Origin of the sequence: Streptomyces sp. NPDC046727 (assembly GCF_040645635.1) — a bacterium.
In the GTDB taxonomy this organism is placed as follows: domain Bacteria; phylum Actinomycetota; class Actinomycetes; order Streptomycetales; family Streptomycetaceae; genus Streptomyces.
The window spans coordinates 59,372-79,038 of the sequence record NZ_JBEYYR010000022.1; the positions used below are offsets into that span (position 1 = coordinate 59,372).

Here is a 19,667-nt window from a genome sequence, read left to right on the forward strand (position 1 = left end):
CACGCCCCCGCACCGGCCCGCCCGGCTAGGCTGCCGAGCATGCTCGTGGCCGCTGCCGTCTGTCCCTGCCTGCCGTCGCTCGTACTCGACGAGACGGACGCGGGCGCAGCCGCGGCGCCGGAGCTGCTGCGTGCGGCGTGCGCGGAGGCGGTGGCGACCGTACTGGCCGAGGAGCCCGAGATCATGGCCGTGGTCGGTCCGGGTGAGCGGTCCCACCTCCACGAGGAGGGCGTTGTCTGGGCCTTCCGCGGCCTCGGGAGCCCCGTGGACGTTCGGCTCGGACGGGGCCGGGCCACGGAGCCGCCCACGAGCAGACTCCCGATGTCGCTGGGCGTCGGTGCGTGGCTGCTGCAGCAGACCGGCTGGACCGGTCCCGTGCGTGCCTACGAGGTGGACGACGACCGCAGTTGGCCCACGAACGGCGAGGACGGCCTCCACACGGCGGGGTGGGCGGACCGCGTCGGGCTGCTGGTGATGGGGAACGGTCCGACGCGCGTCGGCGCGGACGGAACCCGACACCCCGACCCACGGGCCAAGGAGATCGACGCGGGGATCGCCGCCGCGCTGGCCAGTGGTGACGTGGACGGCTTCTTCCCGAACCTGGACGCCGGCCTCGCCCGTGACCTGGGCGTCTCGGGCCGCTCGCCCTGGCAGTTGCTGGACGAAGGGCTCGGGGGGAGACGAACTCGCCGCGGAGGAACGCGTCGTAGGTAGCCAAGGCGCGGGGACATTGCGGAAGCCCTGGCGTATCAAGAGCGCTCCTCAGCCGACGGCCCTGAACAGCACGGACTTGAAGTGGAGCGAGTTCGGTTCTCTGCCGCTCTCGGGCCCAAGGGTGGTCCTGGCGCCCTGGCACTCCCCAGCGCGGCCCGCCGCTGACCCCAGTCAGGAAGGCGCTGTGAGTACGCCGCCGCTCACTGCGCACAGCGCCGAAACGGGCTGGATCCGCCTCAGGCGCTGTCCGGCGAGTCACGTGCGGCCGTCGGCGCTGCCGCGGCGAAGTCGGCTGGCTCGCTGGTCCCGGCGTTCGGGGGTGGTGTGCTTGATCTGGTGGCGTCGCAGGTAGCGTCGGTTCCGCCGAGAGCTGTACGCCCTGTCACCGCCCAGATGGTCGGGCCGGGTGCGCGGGTGGCCCCGCCTTGACGCGGTACACGGATCCGATCCAGGTCTGGCATCAGCTGTGGAGCACACCCCCGCTCTCCCCCGCCCACCAGGCGGGCTGGATGCACGCTGACGTACGGCCGCACCATTCTCGGCGCAGCAGGCTGGCCCCAGGTATGGACCGCGGTCACGCCGGACGTCCTGGCCTATTGCGTAGCCGCCGCCACTACGAGGCCGCGGAATGTCAGCTTGAATGGATCAGCCAGGAACGCAGCGCTCCCGGTCCCGTTCAGCGATGCCATCAGGGTCTCGGCTTCTGTTCGCATGTGACGCCGGGCTCTGCAAAATGCGTCAGTCAGCGGCCGTCCCGTGGTGAGTTCCTGGTAGAGCGCGGATGAGAATGTCTCTGCCAGACGGTCTTCGACCGACCACAGGTTCGCGATGATCGCTTTGCTGCCGGCAGCGAGGAACGCGCCGACGAAAGTCGGGTCGCCGGCCAGGCTCCACGGCCCCGGGGCAGCGGCGTCACAGGCGTTGAGCACCACGAGCTGCACGCGGGACAGGTCGAGCCGGGCGATCTGTTCTGCGGTCACGCGCCGGCCATCGGGGTCGATGGCGTTCTTCCGCGCGTCCGACCAGACTTGCTCGCCGTGTGTGATGAAGTGGAGTACGTCGCAGGTTGCTGCGGCCTTCGCGATGCGGTCCGCCGCGAAGTCCGTGTGCTTCTCCACGGACGCTGCTCCGAATGCGGCTTCGATTCCCGCCAGTTCATGCCCTGCGCGGTCCAGGCTCTCGGAGTCGATGAAGACCGCCACCCGGGTGTCGGGTCCGATGGCGACAGCCGGTATGCGCACGGTGTCGAAGCCCGTCGACCGCGGGTCCAGACAGACGTTGACCGACTGGGTGCCCCGGTCCCACGCCAACTCCCAGGGGATCTGGGTCAAGGGTCCGACGGTACAGATCATCTCGTCGGGCCGGGTGTGCAGTAAGGAGTGTTCGGCGAGTTTTTCGTAGACATTTTCCAGCCGGCCGGACGCCAGATCCACCAGCTGTGCGAACTCGCGCTCCGTCCCGCCGAAATCGATGTGATTGATCCCTTTCCGGGTGACGCTGTTGAACATGCGGATGACCGGGAACAGGCCCGCCGTGGCGTAGCCTTCCAGGTTCTGAACGAACGCGTCTCTGATGTTGTCCGGGCCGGCGATGGAAACCCAGGATCTCGTGGACTGCCACAGTGCGGTGTTCAGTTCATTGGAGTGGGCTACTGAGGTGAACGCGGTGTCGGCGTTGACATGCCAGATGTGTCCGTCGCCGGACATGGAGACGCCTGTGATCGGACGCGTGGATCCAGGCGCGCCGGAGTCGGTGTCCCGCCATTCGTAGGGATGTGCAAAGAACATCGGCAGCATTGCATTCGCCCACTGCTGGGGCTGGTGGTGCCGGACGTCGTCCAGGAGTGAGAGCAGCGGCAATTCGCCGAGCACGTTGGCCACCGCGTTCGCGGCCCGCCATCGTGACGCTGCGGGCATGGGCGCCCCCAAGGAGGCCAGCGTGCCCCGGACGCTGCCCCAGCAGCGTCGCGCCGAATCGCTCAGCCTGGGTTGGTCGTCGCCGTGGGGCAGGGCGGCGGCGTTGATGATGTCCTCAAGCAGGGCGACGCGGGGGGTGCTGCAGTCCCGCAAGGCGATCTGCGCGGCGACGGTCATGCTGACCGGCGTCTGCGGGCTGTCCCAGGGCATGTGGCCGGCCAGGAAGGCGACGCGCGCCAACAGCGCCCATGACTCCTCGACCAGGCCCGCACGGCCGCAGGCCACGCCGACTTTCCCAAGCGTGTTCAACACTTTGCGGCATGTTTCGTGGTCTTCGCGTACCTGAGCGCTGTAGAATTGGATGATCGAGCGATGGTAGATCAGGTGGATTCTGGCCCTGGGGTGCGACCCGTCGCTGATCGTTTCATCGGCAAGCAGCCGGATACCTTGGCCGAGCCATGTCGCGTAGCTGTTCTGGTCGTGGCCGCCGAGGAAAGCGCGCGCGGTCACGCTGAGCACGCGGGTGACGGCGTTGCCCGGGTGGCCGGTTCGGCGCCTCGGCCTGAACGCCGTGACGAACTCTCCGAGTGCGTGCAGGGAATTTTCCCACGAGTGGATTGCCCCGTCAGCGCGGTTACTTGGGCCGGTCAGGACCGACCGGGCATGCGCCACCAGTTTGGCCGGCAGATCGGATTCGTCGAGCGGAGCGCGCAGACCCTGCATCAGGGCCGCGCCGAGCGACTCGTATTCGACGGCTCCGGGCAATAGGTCCCGCTCGCTCATGGCGTGCAGGAGGTCCAGGCATGCGGCTTCGCATCCGATCCCGGCCGCGGACTGGAGCCGGAGCGGGAGCACGGCCGCGATGTCGTCGATCATCCGGTCCAGCCCGGCGCGGGTGGCCGGGTCAAGTGCCGTCGGCGTCGGTAGTCTGCGGAGCCGGTGCAGACAGCCGGAGACATCGCCGGTCCGGCACAGTTCCCAAGCGGTCACGATGTCGTCCAGCGCGCGCACCGGTGCCTACCTCAGGGCAAGATGATGCGGTTGGGCCTGCTGCTGACCTGCTCCATCAGCCTATCGAGCTGCTCCGGGTCGATGTCGGCGGGCACATCGATCTTCACGTTGTCGAATTCCAGGACGATATGCCGGCCGTCTTTGGCGGCGCCACGCTGCAGGAGTGCGGACACCAGGGTGACCAGCGCCGAGCTGACGGCGGCTATGGTCGCGACCAGTACGGAGGGGTCGCCGGCGCGGAACTGGAGTGCGGGCTTTTCCAGGGCCAGCGAGCCGCCGCCGTCCTCCCAGTTGCCGCTCCGGAGCACCTCGGCGACCTCGGCCGACCGCGATGACGCCGAGGTGATGACCACGCGCCACTCCTGCGGTTCGCTCTCCAATGCCGCACCTTCCCTCGTCAGAAGAGGACGCTCACGGAATCATAAGAGAGGCTGGCACGCCGGCGTACCGTAATGGTCAACCCGACGATCGGGAGGTCACAATGTCCGAATGGCGATGGACGCGTTGACGGCCCCGGTGGAACTGGAGTCACAGGCGTACTTCCGTGTACCCGCCGACCACACCGGCGCCCCGTCCCAGCCCCTGCGCCTCCAGCCGTCGTTCAGCCTCCTCGGTCACAGCGACCGTGTCGATTCGGTGGCCTTCGCCCGGGACGGTCTGATGCTTGCCAGCGGCAGCCGGGACGGCACCGTCCGCTTATGGGACGTCGGGGCCCGATCCCACGTCGCCACACTCACCGGCCACGTGGGAGTCTGTGCGGCACTGAGCTCGCTCGCCTTCTCCCCCGACGGAAAGACCCTGGCCTGCGGATGCGACCACGGTTCTGTCCTCATCTGGGACGTCGAGCATCGGGATCTCATCGCCAGGTGGTCCTCATCACCCGCCCTGACACGGTGTTCGGTCGCGTTCAGTCCCTTCGCGCCGCTCCTCGCCTGCAACCTCACCAACCGCGCGGTGGAGCTGTTCGACGTGGTCGGGCGGCAGCGACTCGGTGCCATCGACCTCGACTTGCGCCATCCGTACATCAGCTGCCTGGCGTTGGCCGCAGACGGGAAGACGCTGGCCGTCGGCGGCTTCGACTCCGCCCAGGTCGTGCAGCTCGCGCCCGGGCTCCCGTCGGTGATCCTCGCCGACACCGGGTTCGTCAGCTCCCTGGCATTCCGACCGGACAGCCGCATGCTTGCTGTCGGCGGGCAGGACGTCGCGGGCCGTTCGGCCTCCGGAGACGGAGGCTTCGGCACCGCCCACTTGTTCGAGATACCGGGCAACCGTCTCATCGTCTCGTTGCCTACCGACCGTGACACCCCCCAGGGGGCATCTGTGGCATTCCATGCGGACGGCAAGACCATCGCCTGCGGCTACTCCGACGGCCTCATACGCTTGTGGCACTACTCGGCCTTGAGCTATGAGGCCACGCTCACGACACACGAGGACTGCCAGGTTGCGTTCTCCGCCAACGGCGAGGCTCTGGCGGTGGCGAGCGGGAACGCCGTTTCGATCTGGATGTAACCGGTGCCCGTTTCCGTAGCGTGGCATCGGCCGGCGCGGCGCCACGGCGAGGGCGGTACCCGGTCATCCCACGGCGGAGTCAGGACACGGCCCCTCGACGCTGTCCGGAACATGTCCGGGACAAGCCAAGCCGGAGTCGAACGAGGCGTTCCGCCCTACGCTCCTTCGCCATGGACACCACACGCAGAACGATCCTGCGCGGAATGGCAGCGGCCCCGGTGGCAGCGGCCGTGGGCGGCCTGGCCGTCCCCGGCGAGGCCGCGGCGGCGGAGCGGTACAGGCTCAAGGGACGCGGCGCTCCCACGTGGACGTCGGCGTACAGCTACCGAAGAGCCATCAACGGGCTGAGCTCCTTACTCGGGGGGCCGGTCTCCCTCGGCGAGGTCCTGACGAGGACCCCGGCCCTCGAAGCGCGCCGGATCACCCGGTGGCCGGAGGACCAGGACGACGGGACGAAGCCCCGCCCCGACACGGAGCCGGAAAAGCTGCTGTACGCGTTCCGCTGGGCGACTGCCGACTTCGTCGACAAGAACTGGCGCCCGCAGGGCATCACCACCAACTACGACGCGAACGGCTCCGCACCCGCGACGCTGCTGGTGTCCTGGTACGGCAGGCTCGCGGCCGAAAAGCAGGGCGCGCGGATCACCGTCGTCAACTGGAACGCCGCAGGCGACCCGACGTACCAGCACGTGCTGCTCGTGGAGCCGTACGGGCTCCGCGACGACGGCGGAGATCAGTACGACTTCCGCGAGTCGGACCTGCACGCCGGCGGCATCGCCTGGTACGGCAACAAGCTCTACGTCGCTGACAGCACGGTCGGGACGACCGGCCTTCGGGTGTACGACCTGAACCGGATCTTCAAGGTCACCAAGGGCCCCGGGCTCGGCCGTCAGGCAGACGGTACGTTCCACGCGTACGAGTACGACTATGTCCTGCCTCAGTGCTACGCCTACGACGCCACCGGCAGCGCGACACGAGGGTTCACGTTCTCGCAGGTCTCGCTGGACCGCACGAGGCGCCGGCCCGCGCTGCTGGTGAGCGAGTACCGGGCGGGCGGGAGCTGCCGGCTGGCGCGATGGGAACTGGGCAGCCGGAGCAGTGGCTACCTGAGCAGTACGCGATCCTCCTGGCAAGCCACGGCGAACCGGGAAGGCCGTGTGCAGGGCGCGGTCAGGGCGGCCGACGGCAGGTACTACTTCACGTCGAGTCGCGGTACGAAGAAGCCGGGACAGCTGAGGTCGTGGCGGGAGGGGGCGGCCACGGGAAGGCGCGAGTCGTACCTCAACGTCGGCTGTGAAGACCTCAGCTACAGCCGGATCAACGGCCGGGCGGCGCTCTGGACCCTCGGCGAATACGCGAACGACCATGAGAGCGACAAGCCGAGCGACCTCGACCGCCGGGCGCCGTTCAGCCGCTATGTGTACGCCGTGAAGCCGTAAGCGGTGTCAGCGCGTCCTGTCGTACGCGAGGGGCTCCCCGGTCGGGGCATTCAGCCGGCGCAGGCGCAGCATGACCGGGTGGGCCCTCGGTGGTCTTCCGGGCCCCCCGGTCCGGCGGGTGCACAGAGTCAAGCGTGAAGCGCCGAGAGCCGCCGCCCCACAGCCGCGCGACATCTTCACGCAGGTGAGGGCAACCATGTGGGCAGGCCGGGAGTCTTCTGATCGATCACACCGTGATCGGACCCACGAGGAGACCATCATCAGCGCCATACACAAGACCCTGACCGCCGCCGCCGTCGCCGGTGTCGTCCTCGCGGGCTCCGCCGCCTGCGGAACGGTGGAGCAGTACTCCGCCGGCAAGAAGCTCGACCGGGCCTTCGAGAAGCTCGGCAAGAAGAACACGCTCTCCTTCGAGCTCGACCTGGACACCGACGTCACGTCCCTGAAGGCTCTGGACGCCAAGTCCAAGCCCAGGCCCGGCGAGGAGATCCCGGACGAGGCCGCTGAGCTGATCAGCGGAGCGAAGATCACTGTGACCGTGCAGTCGAAGAAGCCGATCGAGAAGTCCGGTGAGAAGGACCTCGTCGGCACGGCCATGAAGATCAGCACCTCGGACGGCGACCTCGCCGAGTACCGGGTGATCGGCGACTACGCCTACGTCCGTGCCGACATGAACACCATGGGCAAGATGATGGGCAGCCCCGTACCGAGCGCTGACGACCTGCCCCCGGAGGCCGGGGCGATCAAGAAGGTCATCGAGGGCAAGTGGGTGAAGTTCAGCACCAAGGAGATGGATCGGGCAGCCGCCGAGGGCCGGGAAGCCCAGGGCACTCCCGAGCCCGACCCGTCCCTCGACGCCAAGACGCAGAAGAGGCTCGTGAAGGCCCTTCGCAAGGTCGTCGCCCGTGAAGTGGATTTCAAGACAGCCGGCGGTGGGGACGGCACCGAGCACATCACCGCCACGGCCCCCTTCCGCACGCTGATCACTGAGCTGTTCGGCGAGCTCCGCCCCCTGGCGAAGGACCTGCCGCCCGGCATGGAGCTGCCGACGGACAAGGACCTGAAGGACGCCCCCAACGCCAAGGTGACGGCGGACTTCACACTCAAGAACGGTGAGTTGACCGAGGTGCATGTGGACCTCGCCAAACTGGCCGAGAACGCCAAGGTCAAAAAGCTGGGCCTGACACTGCGGGTGGGCGACGGCACCAGGCCCACCGCCCCGGCCGGTGCCACCAAGCTGGACCTGAACGAACTCATGGAGGGCTTCTTCGCCGGCCCGGCGATGAGCGAACCCGAATTCTCCGAGAGCGACCTCGCCTACCAGGAATAGGCGGTCGCATCCGCGCGGACGGCCGGCACACAGCCGGTGCGGCGTCCGGGCGGTGCGTCGCAGATCTGCTCGTCGCCGCCCGGCGGTCAGCCGCGAGTTCATCGCCCACATGGACTCGCGGCGACCGTCCAGCATCAATCACCGCAGGTAGCAGTCGCCTTTGGCCTGCTGGTCCTTCCGAGGCACCGAGGCGCACACATTCCGCAGGCGAGTGAGGTCATGAACCTCGCCACGGCCTGGCGGCATTCAGGTCAGGCGCGAGTACATCTCCCGGACGTACGTGCCGGTCGAGGGCGAAGGTGACCGCACTGCGGACGTCACTGCGTCGCAGGGCATCCTGGCGCTGGGGGGACTCGGGCTCGTACCGGCCTGACGACGGGCCTCGTCCGGGAACGGTCGTGGTGAACCTGGACTACCGCAACCGGAGCTGTGGAGCCCAGCCCGATCAGTCGTGAAACCGGACGCAGCCGTAGATCCGGCGGATGACGTCCGCCTACGCCGCGTGGCGGAGGCGGGCACGCCCTGGGGGCGATGTGGTGCCCGTGGGCCCGCCCGTAGCGTCGAGCCATGGACAACCACGACCAGCCCCAGAACAACCCCACGCGCCGCCGCGTCGCCGGCGTACTCGGCCTCGCCCTGCTGGCTCCCACCGTGGGGGCCACCACCGCGCGGGCGGCGACCGCCCCGAGGCTCTTGGGGAGAAGCCGTGCGCCTCTCACCCCGGCCCTGCCGGCGCCCACCGGCCCGTACCGCGTCGGTACGACGTCGATGCACCTGGTGGACGCGGCACGCCGCGACCCCTGGGTGCCCTCGCAGCGCCGGCGGGAATTGATGGTCAGCCTCTGGTACCCGGCCCGGCCGGGGCAGGGGAAGGGCATGGCACCGCAGTTGCCCGCCGGGACGGCGGCGCGGTTCGGGGCGCTGGCGGAGACGGAGGAGGGGTTCTCCATCGGGGCGGGCGCCGTCGACTGGGCGGCCACCCGTACGCACAGCGCTGTCGGCGCGCCGGTGCTGCGGCAGCGCGGCGGCCTGCCCGTGGTGCTGTACTCGCCGGGCAAGGACATGCCGCGCGGCTTCGGCACGGTCCTGGCAGAGGACTTCGCGAGCCGGGGCTACGTCGTGGTGGCCGTGGACCACACCCACGAATCGCTCGCGGTGGAGTTCCCGGGCGGCCGGCTGGAGGAGAAGCAGCCCGCGACGGAGACGCGGGTGCTGCGCGCGCTGGTGGACGTCCGCGTGGCCGACGTGCGGTTCGTCCTCGACTGCCTGGAGGCGCTGAACGCGGGCGGCACCCCGGACGCGTCCCGGCGGCCGCTGCCGGCGGGGCTGGCCCATGGCCTGGACCTGTCCGCGATCGGCATGTTCGGCCACTCGCTCGGCGGGGCCACCACGGCGCAGGTGATGCACGACGACGATCGGGTCGTCGCCGGAGCGAACCTCGACGGGGGGATGGGCTCGGGCGCCGATTCCGTGGGTACGGTCGTCGAGGAGGGTCTCGACCGCCCGTTCCTGTTGGTGAGCAGCGTTCTGGGCAACTGCCGTCACCCCGTCCACGCCACGTTCTGGCAGCATCTGCGCGGCTGGCACCACAACATCCAGATGCTCTCGGCGGGCCACTATTCCTACACGGATCTGCAGGCCCAGCTCCCCCGGATCGCGGAGGCGGGCGCGATGCCGACGGGCAGGCTCGTCGACGCCGTGGGCACGGTGACCCCCGCCCGCAGCCTGCACGTCCAGCGCACCTACCTCGGCGCTTTCCTCGACGCGCACCTGCGGCACCGGCCGGACCACGGCCTCTTCGACGGCGCCTCCCCGGCCTTCCCGGAGGTGCAGTTCATCGACTAGGTGTTGCGGGACATGAGGTTGTTGACGCCTGAGCAGGTCTTCAACTCGTCGCAGCGAGTGCCGGAAGATTGCGGTGCGGCTGGACGTTGGTGGCAGGTATGAAGATCAGCGAGGCGTCCAGAGCCAGCGGTGTGAGTGCGCGGTCGTTGCGGCACTACGAGGACGAGGGCTTGATCGTCCCTGGGCGTTTCAGCAATGGGTTCCGTGACTACTGCCAGTCCACGATCGATCGGGTGCTCGTCATCCGGTCGCTGCTGGAGTCCGGGTTGCCCGTGAGGTTGATCAGGGAAGTCCTGCCCAGCCTCACTGACGGATCCGATGCCGGCACCGAGGTGGTGTGTGCGGAATTCCTGCACGAGGTGCAGGGCTATCGCGATCGGCTCGCTGCTCGCATTGCCGTTCTCAGCGATCAGCAGGCGGCACTCGACACCTACCTGAGAGAGGCCCGCCGTACTGATCTCTGACGGCCGCTTGACCTTGACGTAAGTGTGAGGTTCCTACGGTCGGTGCATGGAGATCAACGACCAGCAGAACGCCGCCGAGCAGACCGTTCGAGCACTGGTCCAGCGGTCGCACCGGGGGCCGAAGGACCTGACTCTTGCGACGGATCACCGCCGCCCTGCCCCGGGACCCGGCGAGTACCTGATCCGCGTCGGCGCCGCCGGGGTCAACTTCGCCGATGTCATGCAGACCCATGGCACCTACGGAGGAGGCCCGCAGGCGCCCTACGTGGCGGGCTTTGAGGCGGCCGGTGAGATCGTGGGGGTCGGCGCGGACGTCGAGAAGCCGCTGCCGCTCGGCACCCATGTCGTCGGAGCCGGCCCGGGCGCCTTCGCGCAGTACATGACGATGCCGGCCGCGGGGGTGCTTCCGGTGCCTTCCGGCTGGAACGATGCCCAGGCTCTCGGTCTGGTGCTGAACTGGGCCACCGCGTTGGCGGCACTGAAGCCGTTGGGCGAGATCAAGACGGGTGATGCGGTGCTCGTTCATGCCGCGGCCGGCGGCGTCGGGCAGGCTGCCGTTCGCCTCGCCCGCCACTACGGTGCGCGGGTGATTGCGACGGCCTCGCCGGAGAAGCACGACACCGTCAAAGCCCTCGGCGCCGACGAGGTGCTGGACAGTCGACGCCCCGATCTGGCTGAGGAGATCACCCGCCTGACCGGCGGGGTCGACCTGGTCCTGGAATCGGTGGGCCAGGCCACGTTCGAGGCCAGCCTGTCGGTTACCAAGCCCTTTACCGGACGCATCGTCGTGTTCGGCGCCGCCTCCGGTGACGCCACTCTGACCACGCACGACCTGGTCTTCACCCACCAGGTTCAGATCAAGGGCCTGCACATCGGCGCGCTGGCGGTCGCGGCCCCATCCCTCTACCAGTCGTTGCTCGTCGAGATCGAGGCTCTCATCGCCCACGGCGTCTACCCGCCCGGCACCCCCCACGTGCATCCCCTGGCCGAAGGACCGGCAGTGCTCCAGCAACTCGAAGCGGGCCAGACCCGGGGCAAGCTGGCCCTCGATCCCTGGCGCTAGGAACGCCGGTGCTTCACCGCAATGCTCCGCTGTCCCCCGAGGGACGACTTCGGCTCGTGCAGCGTTGTCAGCACCGCCCGATCGCCCACGTGGCAGCCGAGATGGGGATCTCCCGTGCCTGCGCGTCGAAATGGGTCAACCGCTACCGTCAGCACGGTGAAATCGGGCTGCTGGACCGCTCCTCCGCACCTCGGCGCCAGCCAACGGCGACGAGTTCTGACGTCGTCGCCAGGATCGAGGCACTCCGCCGTGCCGAGAAGGTGGTCCGCCTCCCGGATCGCATTCGAGCTCCAGGCCGAAGGGATCTCGCTCAGTCGCCGCACCGTGTCGCGGCATCTGCTCGCCCTGGGCCTGAACCGGCGCCGGTTCATCGATCCCAGCGGCGACCTCAACCGGGAACCGCGGAAGATCACCGCTCGCCGTCCTGGACACATGGTTCACATCGGCGTGAAGAAGGCCGGCCGGATCCCGGATGGCGGTGGCCGGCGGGTCCCTCGGCGCGGAAGCCGCCAGGCCAGGACTGTCGAGCGGCGCAAGAACAAGGGCGCACGCGGCGGCTACGTCTACCTGCATTCCGCCGCCGACGGATTCAGTCGGCTTGCCCACACCGAAGCGCTGCCCGACGAGAAGGCCGTCACCGCCATCGAGTTTCTGCACCGGGCCAGGGCCTGATTCGCAGCCCACGGCATCGTCCGGATCGAACGCATCGTCACGGACAACGGCGCCTGCTACCGCGCCGGCACATTCGCCCGGGCCATGCTCGGGGCGCGACACCAGCGCATCACGCCGTACACGCCTCGCCACAACGGCAAGGTGGAGCGCTACAACCGAATCATCGCCGAAGAGTTCCTCTACGCCTGGCGTAACCAACGTCCTGGCCTCATACAACTAGGCAGCGTCCGGATACCCGTGGAACGGTCTCATCAGTGGATCGTTCGACGCGGTGTGAGGCGGGGTGATCTGTCGGATCGAGAGTGGGCTCTCGACTGGAGCCGCACCTAGCGTGCTCTTCCGGCCACGGACCGGCGTTCTGGACCGGGGTCTCCCCCAGTGGCGCCGGGAGTGTGGGTGCGTAGGATCACGGTGACTGATCGTCGACTCAACTCGCTCCACACGGGGGAACTTTCATGCAACGCGCACAGGCACGCCTTCTTGCAGCAGCGGCTCTGGCTGCTCTCACAGTCAGCGGGCTGTCCGCGTGCTCGGCCGTCAGTGAGAAGACCTTCGAGGACGACGCCAAGGTGTCTCAGACCGTCACCTCGATCCGTGTCGACAACAGGAACGGAGATGTGAAGGTGGACGCTTCGGCCGGCGCCTCCACGGTCTCCGTGCATCGCAAGGTCAACTATCGCGGTGACAAGCCGAGTGGGACGTCCTTCCGCGTCAGGAACGGCGTCCTGATGCTCTCCGGCTGCGGCAGGAAGTGCGGCGTCGACTACGTGGTCAAAGTGCCTGCCGGTCTTCCGGTGACGGGTGGCACGTCCAACGGGAACTTCACGCTGACCGATGTCGGCACGGTCGACGTGCACACGAGCAACGGTGAGATCGCGGTGACCGACGCGACGGGCCCCGTGAAGCTGCGCACGTCCAACGGTGACGTGGACGTCAAGAACGTCAAGGGCGGCGGCATCGACGCACAGACATCGAACAGCGAGGTGACGATCCAGACGGCCACCGCGCAGAACATCGAGGCCCGCACGACCAACGGCAACCTCACGGTCACGGCACCGTCTGCCAAGTACCAGATCTCGGCGGACCACTCCAACGGCGACAAGCACGTGGCGTTCAAGAACGACCCGTCAGGCAAGTACCACCTGGACCTGTCGACGACGAACGGCGACCTGACTGTGAAGTCGGCAGACTAGGGGTCCTGTGGCCCTTCTCGGCTGGTTTGGTTGATCACCCTGCGCTCTGGTCCTGCTACAGGATCCCATACGATGTCAACTGAATCTGCGAACGTAGGCAGGCTCCCTCAACACTGTCGACCGGTTGAGGTGATGTGGATACCCTCGCGTTAAGCCCCGCCCCTGATCAGCGACGCGCCCAGGAGAATGCTCAGTGGCAGCAGACGATGCCTACGCAAGACTGGCCGGAACCCTGGAGCGCATTCAACACGCCTCCGGCCACGCCGAGTTGGTCGACATCGTCGACGTCGAGGATCTGTCGTTCGAGACCGGGATCCCTGAGCCCGTCGTGAGGGCCCTGCTCTCAGGCGGGCGGGCCGAGGAGATATCGGTGACGGAGCGCGTACGGCGGAGGCTCGACTTCCTCCGCGAGACCCGCCTGCGCGACGACGGAAAGAAGTACACCCTCGAAGAGATCGCCGCAGCCGCGGGCGTGACCCGTCAGACGATGAGCGAATGGCGCAGGAAGGGCATGCCCAGCCTGGAGTCCGCCGACCGGCTCCGGCGATTCTTCTCCCTGCCGCCCGGGTTCTTCTTCGCCGACGAGCCGGAAGCGCTCGATGAGGCGCTTCAGCACCACCTGCAGGACCTGGAGTCCAGATCGGACCCCCTGAGGCAACTCCGGACGCCCGAAATCCTTCGGCTGGCCGCGCGCGGGCTCGTGTCACCCAGCGGGGTGCAGGCGATGGCCCAGTGGGCGGAAGCGGTCACCCGGCCTGCCGTAGCCCGCGGGTACGGACCTTCTTCGAGTACCGGGGACGGACGATGACTCCTCTGACCCGGCTTCGCCAGTGGCAGCGGTTACGCCAGCGCGACCGGGAGATGCGACAGTTCGCCGAAACGCTCATCGCTCCCATTCGGGAAAGGCTGAGCGGTATCGGCGCAGACGGTGACGGGTCGGGAGGCGATGCCCTGCCCGACTCCGAGGCCCTGTTCGAAGCTCTGGTCGAGTCAGCCAGGCAGTGGCGTGGCGATCGCCGACTCGAAGTGCACAAAGTGCACATCCCGCGTCATTTCAAGGCCACCGGGATGTGGCTGGAGCGAGCGGACCGGGACGACGTCATCATCGAGCAGGACGCGGAGGTCTGGCATCAGGCGCAGATCTTCGGTCACGAGCTGTGGCACATGCGGCAACAGGACGGCTTCACGCCGGAGGAGCTTGCGGCAGGGGCCTGTGAGGCCCTGGCGTCAGCACATGTGCACGGCGCCGAGCCGGCTGCCACACGTTCGCGTTTCGACGAGGATCCCGAGAAGGAAGCCGAGCTGTTCGGGATCCGGATCGGACAGGAGATGCGGGCACTGATGGAGCGGGACGTGATCACGGGCGAAACGGCCCGCCGCATCGCAGATGCCCTCAACTATCGGGGGAAGCGGAAATGAGTGGGTCGATCAACTACATAAGCTTCGGCCTGCTGTGCATCGGACTTCTGGTGAAGTTGCCGGACCTGATCAGGCACTGGAGCGACCCCTCGCTCCGCGCCATCAGCGGCGTGTTGGCGTTCGCGTCGCTGTGCTTCCTCTTCGGGGCGCCCAGTTCGGTACGGGTGATCAACCAGGTCAGCGGCGTGCCCAACCTTGCCGCTCCGCTGACCTATGTGTCCATCACGGCGTACAGCGCAGCCCTGCTGATCCTGATCGCCTGCTGGCGAGGCGGCCCCGCGGCGCGCCGGACGACGCGGAATTGGATCTACGGCTACGCCGCCGTACTCGCCGGAATCGCTGCCCTGTTCGCTCTCGGGAACGCCGCGGAGGAACGGCGTACCGACTTCGACACGTACTACGCGACGACGCCCTGGATCGCCGAGCTGGTGGTCCTGTATCTGGTGGCCCATCTGACGGCCGTGACGGTCAGTGCCGTCTGGTCGCTGCGCTGGGGCTTCGAAGCGGAGGTCCGGAAGCGCCCCTGGCTGCGGGCCAGTCTGCTGACGATAGGCGCCGGCACGGTGGTCAGTGCCGGGTACAGCGTCTCCAAGCTGGTGGCGGTGATCGCGCGGTGGACCGGGCGGGAATGGGCGGCTCTCGGGACGTCCGTACCGCCCGTCTGCGCCGGTCTGGGTGCACTGCTGACTGTGGTGGGGGTCCTCCTCCCCATGGTGGGTCACCACATCTCGGCGTGGCGTGACTTCTTCCGGCTGGCCCCCCTCGATGCCGTGCTGGATCCGGTGCTCACGGCGCGCGCCCTGCGTCTCGAACGACCGCGCTCCCCGTTCCTGTGGGGCACCTGGCGCTGGAGCACCGTCCACAACGGCCTCCTCGCGATCGAGACGCTGTACGACGGGAGGCTCTACGACGAGACGCTCGACGTGGAGTTGGAGAGGACGGGCGACTGGCAGAAGTCCGCTTCCGTCGCGTGGGCCGCGACCATCACGGCAGCCGTAAGGCAAAGCACCCAGCCCGTCCTCGACCCGGTCGGCACGACAACTCCGCTGTGCCACCCGCGTGATGCCGAGTCCCTGGTCCTCATCGCCGACGCTGTGAAGAGATACCAGCGTGAGACACGAGCCGACACGCCGAGCCCCGCCAGGGCTCAGTCGGTGTGACCGCTGACCGCCTGCACCGATCCCCCCACAGTCAGAGGACCTGAACGGAGTCCCCGGAACATGAGTCTTGTCGTGTATATGGCGTCCTTCCTTCTGGCTCTGGCCGCCATACTGCTTCGCAGACCACGCAGGACTCCCCGCTCACCGCTGTCCATCGCCACGCGGGCCACCGCGTTCATCGCCGCTGTGTGCTTCTTCTGGTCCGCTCCGGTGACGCTCGCCGCGGTCAACCACGCCACGGGGATTCCCAACATCGGCGCCCCGCTGACCTACGTCTCGATCTCCGCCCTCAGCTGCTCCCTGATCATTCTGCTGATCCACTGGAGGGGCGGACCGAAGGAGCGGATACGGCGGATGACCCGGATGACCGTCGCCGTCTACGGAACGCTGATCATCGCCATCGTCGTACTGTTCGCTCTGGCGGACGCGCACACGGAGCGCCTCACCGACCTCGACACCTACTACGCGAACACCCCGTACATGCGGGAGATGATCACCCTTTACCTCATGGGTCATCTGGCCAGCACCATCGTCCTGAGCGCTGTCTGCCTGAAGTGGGCACGCGACGAGGTGACAGGGCTGCTCCGCCTCGGCCTCCGGCTGATCCTCGCCGGCCTGCTGCTCGACGCCCTGGGCTTCACTCTCGCGAAGGTCACCGCGGTCGTCGCGCGCTGGCTGGGATACGACCTGGACTTCCTGTCCACCAGCGTCGCCCCGCCGGCCGCCTCGCTCGGCGCCTTGATCTACTCCGTGGGGTTCGTCCTGCCCCGTCTCGCGTCCGCCGCCGCCGCGGAGAGAGAAAGCGTGGCCATCTACCGCGCGTTGAAGCCCTTGTGGTGCGCGGTGAAGGACGTGGCGACGGCACCACCGGTCGCGGAGCCGACGTGGTGGCAGCCCTGGCGGCTGTGGCCGAGCAGCCGTCTCTACCTGCTCGAAGCGAACATCCGTGACGCCCTGCTGCAATTGACGGCGTACTTCGACCAGCGCGTCGGCCACACGGCGTACGCAGCCGCCGTGCGGCGTGGGGAGCGACAGGACAGGGCACGCATCGACTCGGAGAAGGCGATGATCATTGACGGCATACGCCGTGCAACGGGCAAGGAAGGCAGCCCCGCCGATCCGCCGGAGAAATTCCGCGTCACCGTCGATCTGGTGGAGCTGGCGAACGCCGTGCACCGCCTTCGTGAGGCGGCACCGGAGCAGGTGAGAACCCAGTGAGGCCGTCTCATGCGCGCTACGAGGAGAACCAGTTGTCGCAAAAAGCTGTCGTGATCGGAGCCGGCATCGCCGGACTGGTGGCCGCCGCGGCCCTGTCCCGCGCCGAGCCCGCGTTGCAGATCTTCCTTCTTGACAGAGATGAGCTTCCAGAAGGCCCCGAGAATCGCCGTGGTGTTCCCCAGGGCCGGCATGCCCACCTGCTCATGGCCGGCGGGCTGTCTGCCATGGAGGCTCTCTTCCCGGGGGGAGTGCGTGACCGCCTCCTGGACGCCGGGGCGCACGAGATCGCCCTCGGCAACGGCATGCTGGCTCTGACTCCGGACAGCGGGTGGTTCCGCCGGTGGAAGCGGAACGGTCCTCACGTGGTCACCTGCACACGCGCCCTGCTGGACTGGGTCCTCCGGCAGGCCTTGCTCGACTCCGGCCCCAACATCTCGATCCACCAGGTCACCGTGGAAGGGCTCCTCGGCGACGCTCAGCGCGTCCGTGGAGTCCGGATCAGCGGAGGAGACCATGGTATGGGCTCCGAGCTGGAAGCGGACATCGTCATCGACGCGAGCGGGCGGGGCTCGGGCAGTCTGCAGTGGCTCGACGCCATCGGCATCACCGGCGTCGAAGAGAGGAAGGTCGATTCCGGCCTCACCAACGCCACCCGGATCTACCGCACGCCGGCGGGTGCCGAGTCGTTCCCGCTGACGGTGGTGCAGGCGAACCCCTACAACGGCCTGCCCGGCCGGAGCGCCATGGTGCTCCCGATCGAGGGAGACCGGTGGATGATCAGCGCCGGTGGCACCCGAGGCGGTGAACCGCCCCACGACCCCGAGGGTTTCCTGCAGTACACGCTCGACCTTCCGCACCCGATCGTCGGTCACCTCATCTCGGGCGCGGAACCCCTCACCGACGTGGTGGTCAGCCGTGGCCGCAGTACCAGCAACGCGCGCCGGTACTTCGAGAAGTCGTCGCACTGGCCGGAGCGGTTCGTCGTGCTCGGAGACGCGTTGGCCACCTTCAACCCCGCCTATGGGCAAGGCATGTCGGTAGCGGCACTCGGCGCCCTGGTCCTGGCACGAGAAGTACGGCAGAGCGGCATCGCCGACCCCGGCCTGTCCCGGCGTGTTCTTCGTGGTGCGGCCCACCACGTGGACACGGCGTGGGCCACCGCCATCGGCATGGACGTCCTGTACCCCGACGTGGTGGGTGGAGAGCCGCGCCTCGCGGACCGGCTGGCCGCCCGCTACGCACGTCGGCTGACCAAGGCGGCAACGGGCTCCTTCGACGCGGCGAGCGCGCTGTGGGACGTCACCAGTCTCAAGGCGTCTCCGACGCGCGTGTTGCGGCCGAAGGCGCTCATGGCCGCCCTGACCGGGCCTCTCCTCCCCCAGACGTCCGAGCCGCCTCTGTGGCCTTCAGAGCGGGCGGTACTCGACCGGCTCAGGAAGGCCGCCGAGGAGCCGAGCACGTCCAAGGCCCTTCGCTAGCCGCCTCTGGTCCTGGCATGCCTTCCGCCTGCCAGGACACTGTGACCGGCCCGTGAGTCGCCGTCGCGGAAACCCGCGCCTGCCTCGAGAAGGCGGTCGGACACCTGCTCGGTCTTCTCGACTTACGCGGCGATCCCGCAGCGGGTGATCCGCTGTGGACGCCGACGGGTGCGCATCGTCAAGTTTTTGCGCCGTACGCCGTAGGACGTGACGCTGACGTCTCGTGGTCCCTGCGATATGCCCTCCCCATGAGGTATGCGCAAGGGGGCGGGCAGACCGACGAACGGCGGGCCTTCCGTGAGCAGTTGCGGTTGGAGGCAGCCGAGCGGTTCAGGCAGGGCGACGAGAACGTGGTCATCGCTCACGACCTGCGGGTCAGCATCCGGTCGGTACAGCGTTGGCGCAAGGCCTGGTCGCAGGACGGGCCGAGAGCCCTGGCCTCGAATGGTCCGGCGTCGTTGCCGCTGCTCAGCGACGAACTGTTCGCCGTGCTGGAGCGTGAGCTGGCCAAGGGTCCGGTGGCACATGGGTGGCCGGACCAGACCTGGACCCTGTCGCGGATCAGGACGCTCATCGGGCACCGCTTCCACAAGAGCTACACCCTGCAAGGGGTGGCCGCCCTGCTCAAGCGGCACGGCTGGAGTTGCCAGGCCCCCGCCCGGCGGGCCATCGAACGGGACGAGAACCTGGTGGCCGGCTGGATGAAGGAGACCTGGCCCCAGGTGGAAGGACCGTGGCGGCGCTGGACGCCTGGCGCGTCTTCGAGGACGAAGCCGGATTCTCGATGACGCCGCCGACCACCCGCGCCTGGTCCCGCCGCGGACACACCCCCGTGGTCCGCGTGCGGGGCCGCTCCCGCCGCCGCTTATCGGTGGCCGTCCTGGCCTGCTACAAGACCGGCGAATCCTCGCGGCTGATCTACCGGCCCTGCCCGGACGCCCGGCCAGATGGGCGCAAAAGCTTCTCCTGGAAGGACCACCGCGACCTGATCCAGACCGCCCACCAGCAGCTCGGCGGCCCGATCGTGCTGGTCTGGGACAACCTCAACACCCACCTCACCGCCGGCATGCGCCGATACATCGCCGACCGCGACTGGCTCACTGAGCCTCTTCAGCATTGCCACTCCTGAGTGGGGACGGCCGCGGAGATTGACGATGTTGGGAGTCGGGCTGCATAGGGCTTTGCGGCAGATGCGCCAGGACTTCAGACGGGCCACGCCCCGCACCACGGGGGCAC

The 19,667-nt window shown here is 68.3% G+C and carries 16 protein-coding genes and 3 pseudogenes; 16 read left to right on the forward strand and 3 right to left on the reverse strand.

What is annotated here, in order from left to right; genetic code table 11:
- The first annotated feature begins 39 nt into the window (after positions 1–39).
- A complete protein-coding gene (locus tag ABZ937_RS25425; RefSeq protein WP_361695598.1) occupies positions 40–714 on the forward strand; it encodes a hypothetical protein in 675 nt (224 codons plus the stop codon).
- Between the two features lie 261 nt (positions 715–975).
- On the opposite strand, the pseudogene ABZ937_RS25430 reads toward ABZ937_RS25425, so the two are convergent.
- The 3 genes and pseudogenes from ABZ937_RS25430 to ABZ937_RS25440 form a co-directional block, all read right to left on the reverse strand.
- Positions 976–1,214 (reverse strand): annotated as a pseudogene (locus ABZ937_RS25430) (IS5/IS1182 family transposase); the annotation flags it as partial.
- 93 nt (positions 1,215–1,307) lie between these two features.
- Positions 1,308–3,641: a CHAT domain-containing protein gene (locus ABZ937_RS25435; RefSeq protein ID WP_361695600.1), complete on the reverse strand. Its 2,334-nt coding sequence runs from the start codon at positions 3,639–3,641 to the stop codon at positions 1,308–1,310.
- 11 nt (positions 3,642–3,652) lie between these two features.
- Positions 3,653–3,994, reverse strand: a complete 342-nt coding sequence (locus tag ABZ937_RS25440) for a hypothetical protein (protein WP_361695603.1) — start codon at positions 3,992–3,994, stop codon at positions 3,653–3,655.
- A gap of 136 nt (positions 3,995–4,130) precedes the next feature.
- Here ABZ937_RS25440 and ABZ937_RS25445 point away from each other — a divergent pair, with 136 nt between their 5' ends.
- The 15 genes and pseudogenes from ABZ937_RS25445 to ABZ937_RS25515 all read left to right on the forward strand — a co-directional run.
- A complete protein-coding gene (locus ABZ937_RS25445; protein ID WP_361695605.1) occupies positions 4,131–5,150 on the forward strand; it encodes a hypothetical protein in 1,020 nt (339 codons plus the stop codon).
- Positions 5,151–5,320: 170 nt separating this feature from the next.
- A complete protein-coding gene (locus ABZ937_RS25450; protein WP_361695607.1) occupies positions 5,321–6,589 on the forward strand; it encodes a hypothetical protein in 1,269 nt (422 codons plus the stop codon).
- A 337-nt stretch (positions 6,590–6,926) separates the two neighbouring features.
- On the forward strand, positions 6,927–7,919 hold the full coding sequence (locus ABZ937_RS25455) for a hypothetical protein (protein WP_361695679.1): 993 nt from the start codon (positions 6,927–6,929) through the stop codon (positions 7,917–7,919).
- A gap of 567 nt (positions 7,920–8,486) precedes the next feature.
- Complete coding sequence (locus ABZ937_RS25460) at positions 8,487–9,764, forward strand: hypothetical protein (protein WP_361695609.1); 1,278 nt, start codon at positions 8,487–8,489, stop codon at positions 9,762–9,764.
- Between the two features lie 98 nt (positions 9,765–9,862).
- Positions 9,863–10,228, forward strand: coding sequence for a MerR family transcriptional regulator (locus tag ABZ937_RS25465; RefSeq protein ID WP_361695611.1), 366 nt, complete (start codon positions 9,863–9,865; stop codon positions 10,226–10,228).
- 46 nt (positions 10,229–10,274) lie between these two features.
- Positions 10,275–11,291: an NADPH:quinone oxidoreductase family protein gene (locus ABZ937_RS25470; protein ID WP_361695613.1), complete on the forward strand. Its 1,017-nt coding sequence runs from the start codon at positions 10,275–10,277 to the stop codon at positions 11,289–11,291.
- Positions 11,292–11,299: 8 nt separating this feature from the next.
- Positions 11,300–12,149, forward strand: a pseudogene (locus ABZ937_RS25475) (IS481 family transposase); the annotation flags it as partial.
- A gap of 383 nt (positions 12,150–12,532) precedes the next feature.
- Positions 12,533–13,156 carry a DUF4097 family beta strand repeat-containing protein gene (locus ABZ937_RS25480; protein WP_361695615.1) on the forward strand — a complete coding sequence of 208 codons (624 nt, stop codon included), beginning with the start codon at positions 12,533–12,535 and terminating at the stop codon, positions 13,154–13,156.
- 193 nt (positions 13,157–13,349) lie between these two features.
- Complete coding sequence (locus ABZ937_RS25485; protein ID WP_361695617.1) at positions 13,350–13,964, forward strand: helix-turn-helix domain-containing protein; 615 nt, start codon at positions 13,350–13,352, stop codon at positions 13,962–13,964.
- Positions 13,961–14,575, forward strand: a complete 615-nt coding sequence (locus ABZ937_RS25490) for a hypothetical protein (RefSeq protein WP_361695619.1) — start codon at positions 13,961–13,963, stop codon at positions 14,573–14,575. The genes ABZ937_RS25485 and ABZ937_RS25490 overlap by 4 nt, the downstream gene beginning before the upstream one ends.
- Positions 14,572–15,735: an MAB_1171c family putative transporter gene (locus tag ABZ937_RS25495; RefSeq protein WP_361695621.1), complete on the forward strand. Its 1,164-nt coding sequence runs from the start codon at positions 14,572–14,574 to the stop codon at positions 15,733–15,735. Before ABZ937_RS25490 ends, ABZ937_RS25495 begins: the two co-directional genes overlap by 4 nt.
- A 60-nt stretch (positions 15,736–15,795) precedes the next feature.
- Complete coding sequence (locus ABZ937_RS25500; RefSeq protein ID WP_361695623.1) at positions 15,796–16,953, forward strand: MAB_1171c family putative transporter; 1,158 nt, start codon at positions 15,796–15,798, stop codon at positions 16,951–16,953.
- Positions 16,954–16,985: 32 nt separating this feature from the next.
- On the forward strand, positions 16,986–18,431 hold the full coding sequence (locus ABZ937_RS25505; protein WP_361695625.1) for an FAD-dependent monooxygenase: 1,446 nt from the start codon (positions 16,986–16,988) through the stop codon (positions 18,429–18,431).
- A 248-nt stretch (positions 18,432–18,679) separates the two neighbouring features.
- Entirely contained in the window at positions 18,680–19,219 is a 540-nt protein-coding gene (locus ABZ937_RS25510) for a winged helix-turn-helix domain-containing protein (protein ID WP_361695626.1), read from the forward strand.
- Positions 19,216–19,533 (forward strand): annotated as a pseudogene (locus ABZ937_RS25515) (DDE endonuclease); the annotation flags it as partial. The gene ABZ937_RS25510 and the pseudogene ABZ937_RS25515, both read left to right, overlap by 4 nt.
- Between the last annotated feature and the right edge of the window lie 134 nt (positions 19,534–19,667).

What these genes read in the sequence shown, in the direction of transcription:
- ABZ937_RS25490 (WP_361695619.1), top strand. Translation starts at nt 13,961, where the DNA reads ATGACTCCTCTGACCCGGCTTCGCCAGTGGCAGCGGTTACGCCAGCGC.
- ABZ937_RS25425 (WP_361695598.1), top strand. Translation starts at nt 40, where the DNA reads ATGCTCGTGGCCGCTGCCGTCTGTCCCTGCCTGCCGTCGCTCGTACTC.
- ABZ937_RS25495 (WP_361695621.1), top strand. Translation starts at nt 14,572, where the DNA reads ATGAGTGGGTCGATCAACTACATAAGCTTCGGCCTGCTGTGCATCGGA.
- ABZ937_RS25445 (WP_361695605.1), top strand. Translation starts at nt 4,131, where the DNA reads ATGGCGATGGACGCGTTGACGGCCCCGGTGGAACTGGAGTCACAGGCG.
- ABZ937_RS25450 (WP_361695607.1), top strand. Translation starts at nt 5,321, where the DNA reads ATGGACACCACACGCAGAACGATCCTGCGCGGAATGGCAGCGGCCCCG.
- ABZ937_RS25510 (WP_361695626.1), top strand. Translation starts at nt 18,680, where the DNA reads ATGAGGTATGCGCAAGGGGGCGGGCAGACCGACGAACGGCGGGCCTTC.
- ABZ937_RS25460 (WP_361695609.1), top strand. Translation starts at nt 8,487, where the DNA reads ATGGACAACCACGACCAGCCCCAGAACAACCCCACGCGCCGCCGCGTC.
- ABZ937_RS25465 (WP_361695611.1), top strand. Translation starts at nt 9,863, where the DNA reads ATGAAGATCAGCGAGGCGTCCAGAGCCAGCGGTGTGAGTGCGCGGTCG.
- ABZ937_RS25470 (WP_361695613.1), top strand. Translation starts at nt 10,275, where the DNA reads ATGGAGATCAACGACCAGCAGAACGCCGCCGAGCAGACCGTTCGAGCA.
- ABZ937_RS25500 (WP_361695623.1), top strand. Translation starts at nt 15,796, where the DNA reads ATGAGTCTTGTCGTGTATATGGCGTCCTTCCTTCTGGCTCTGGCCGCC.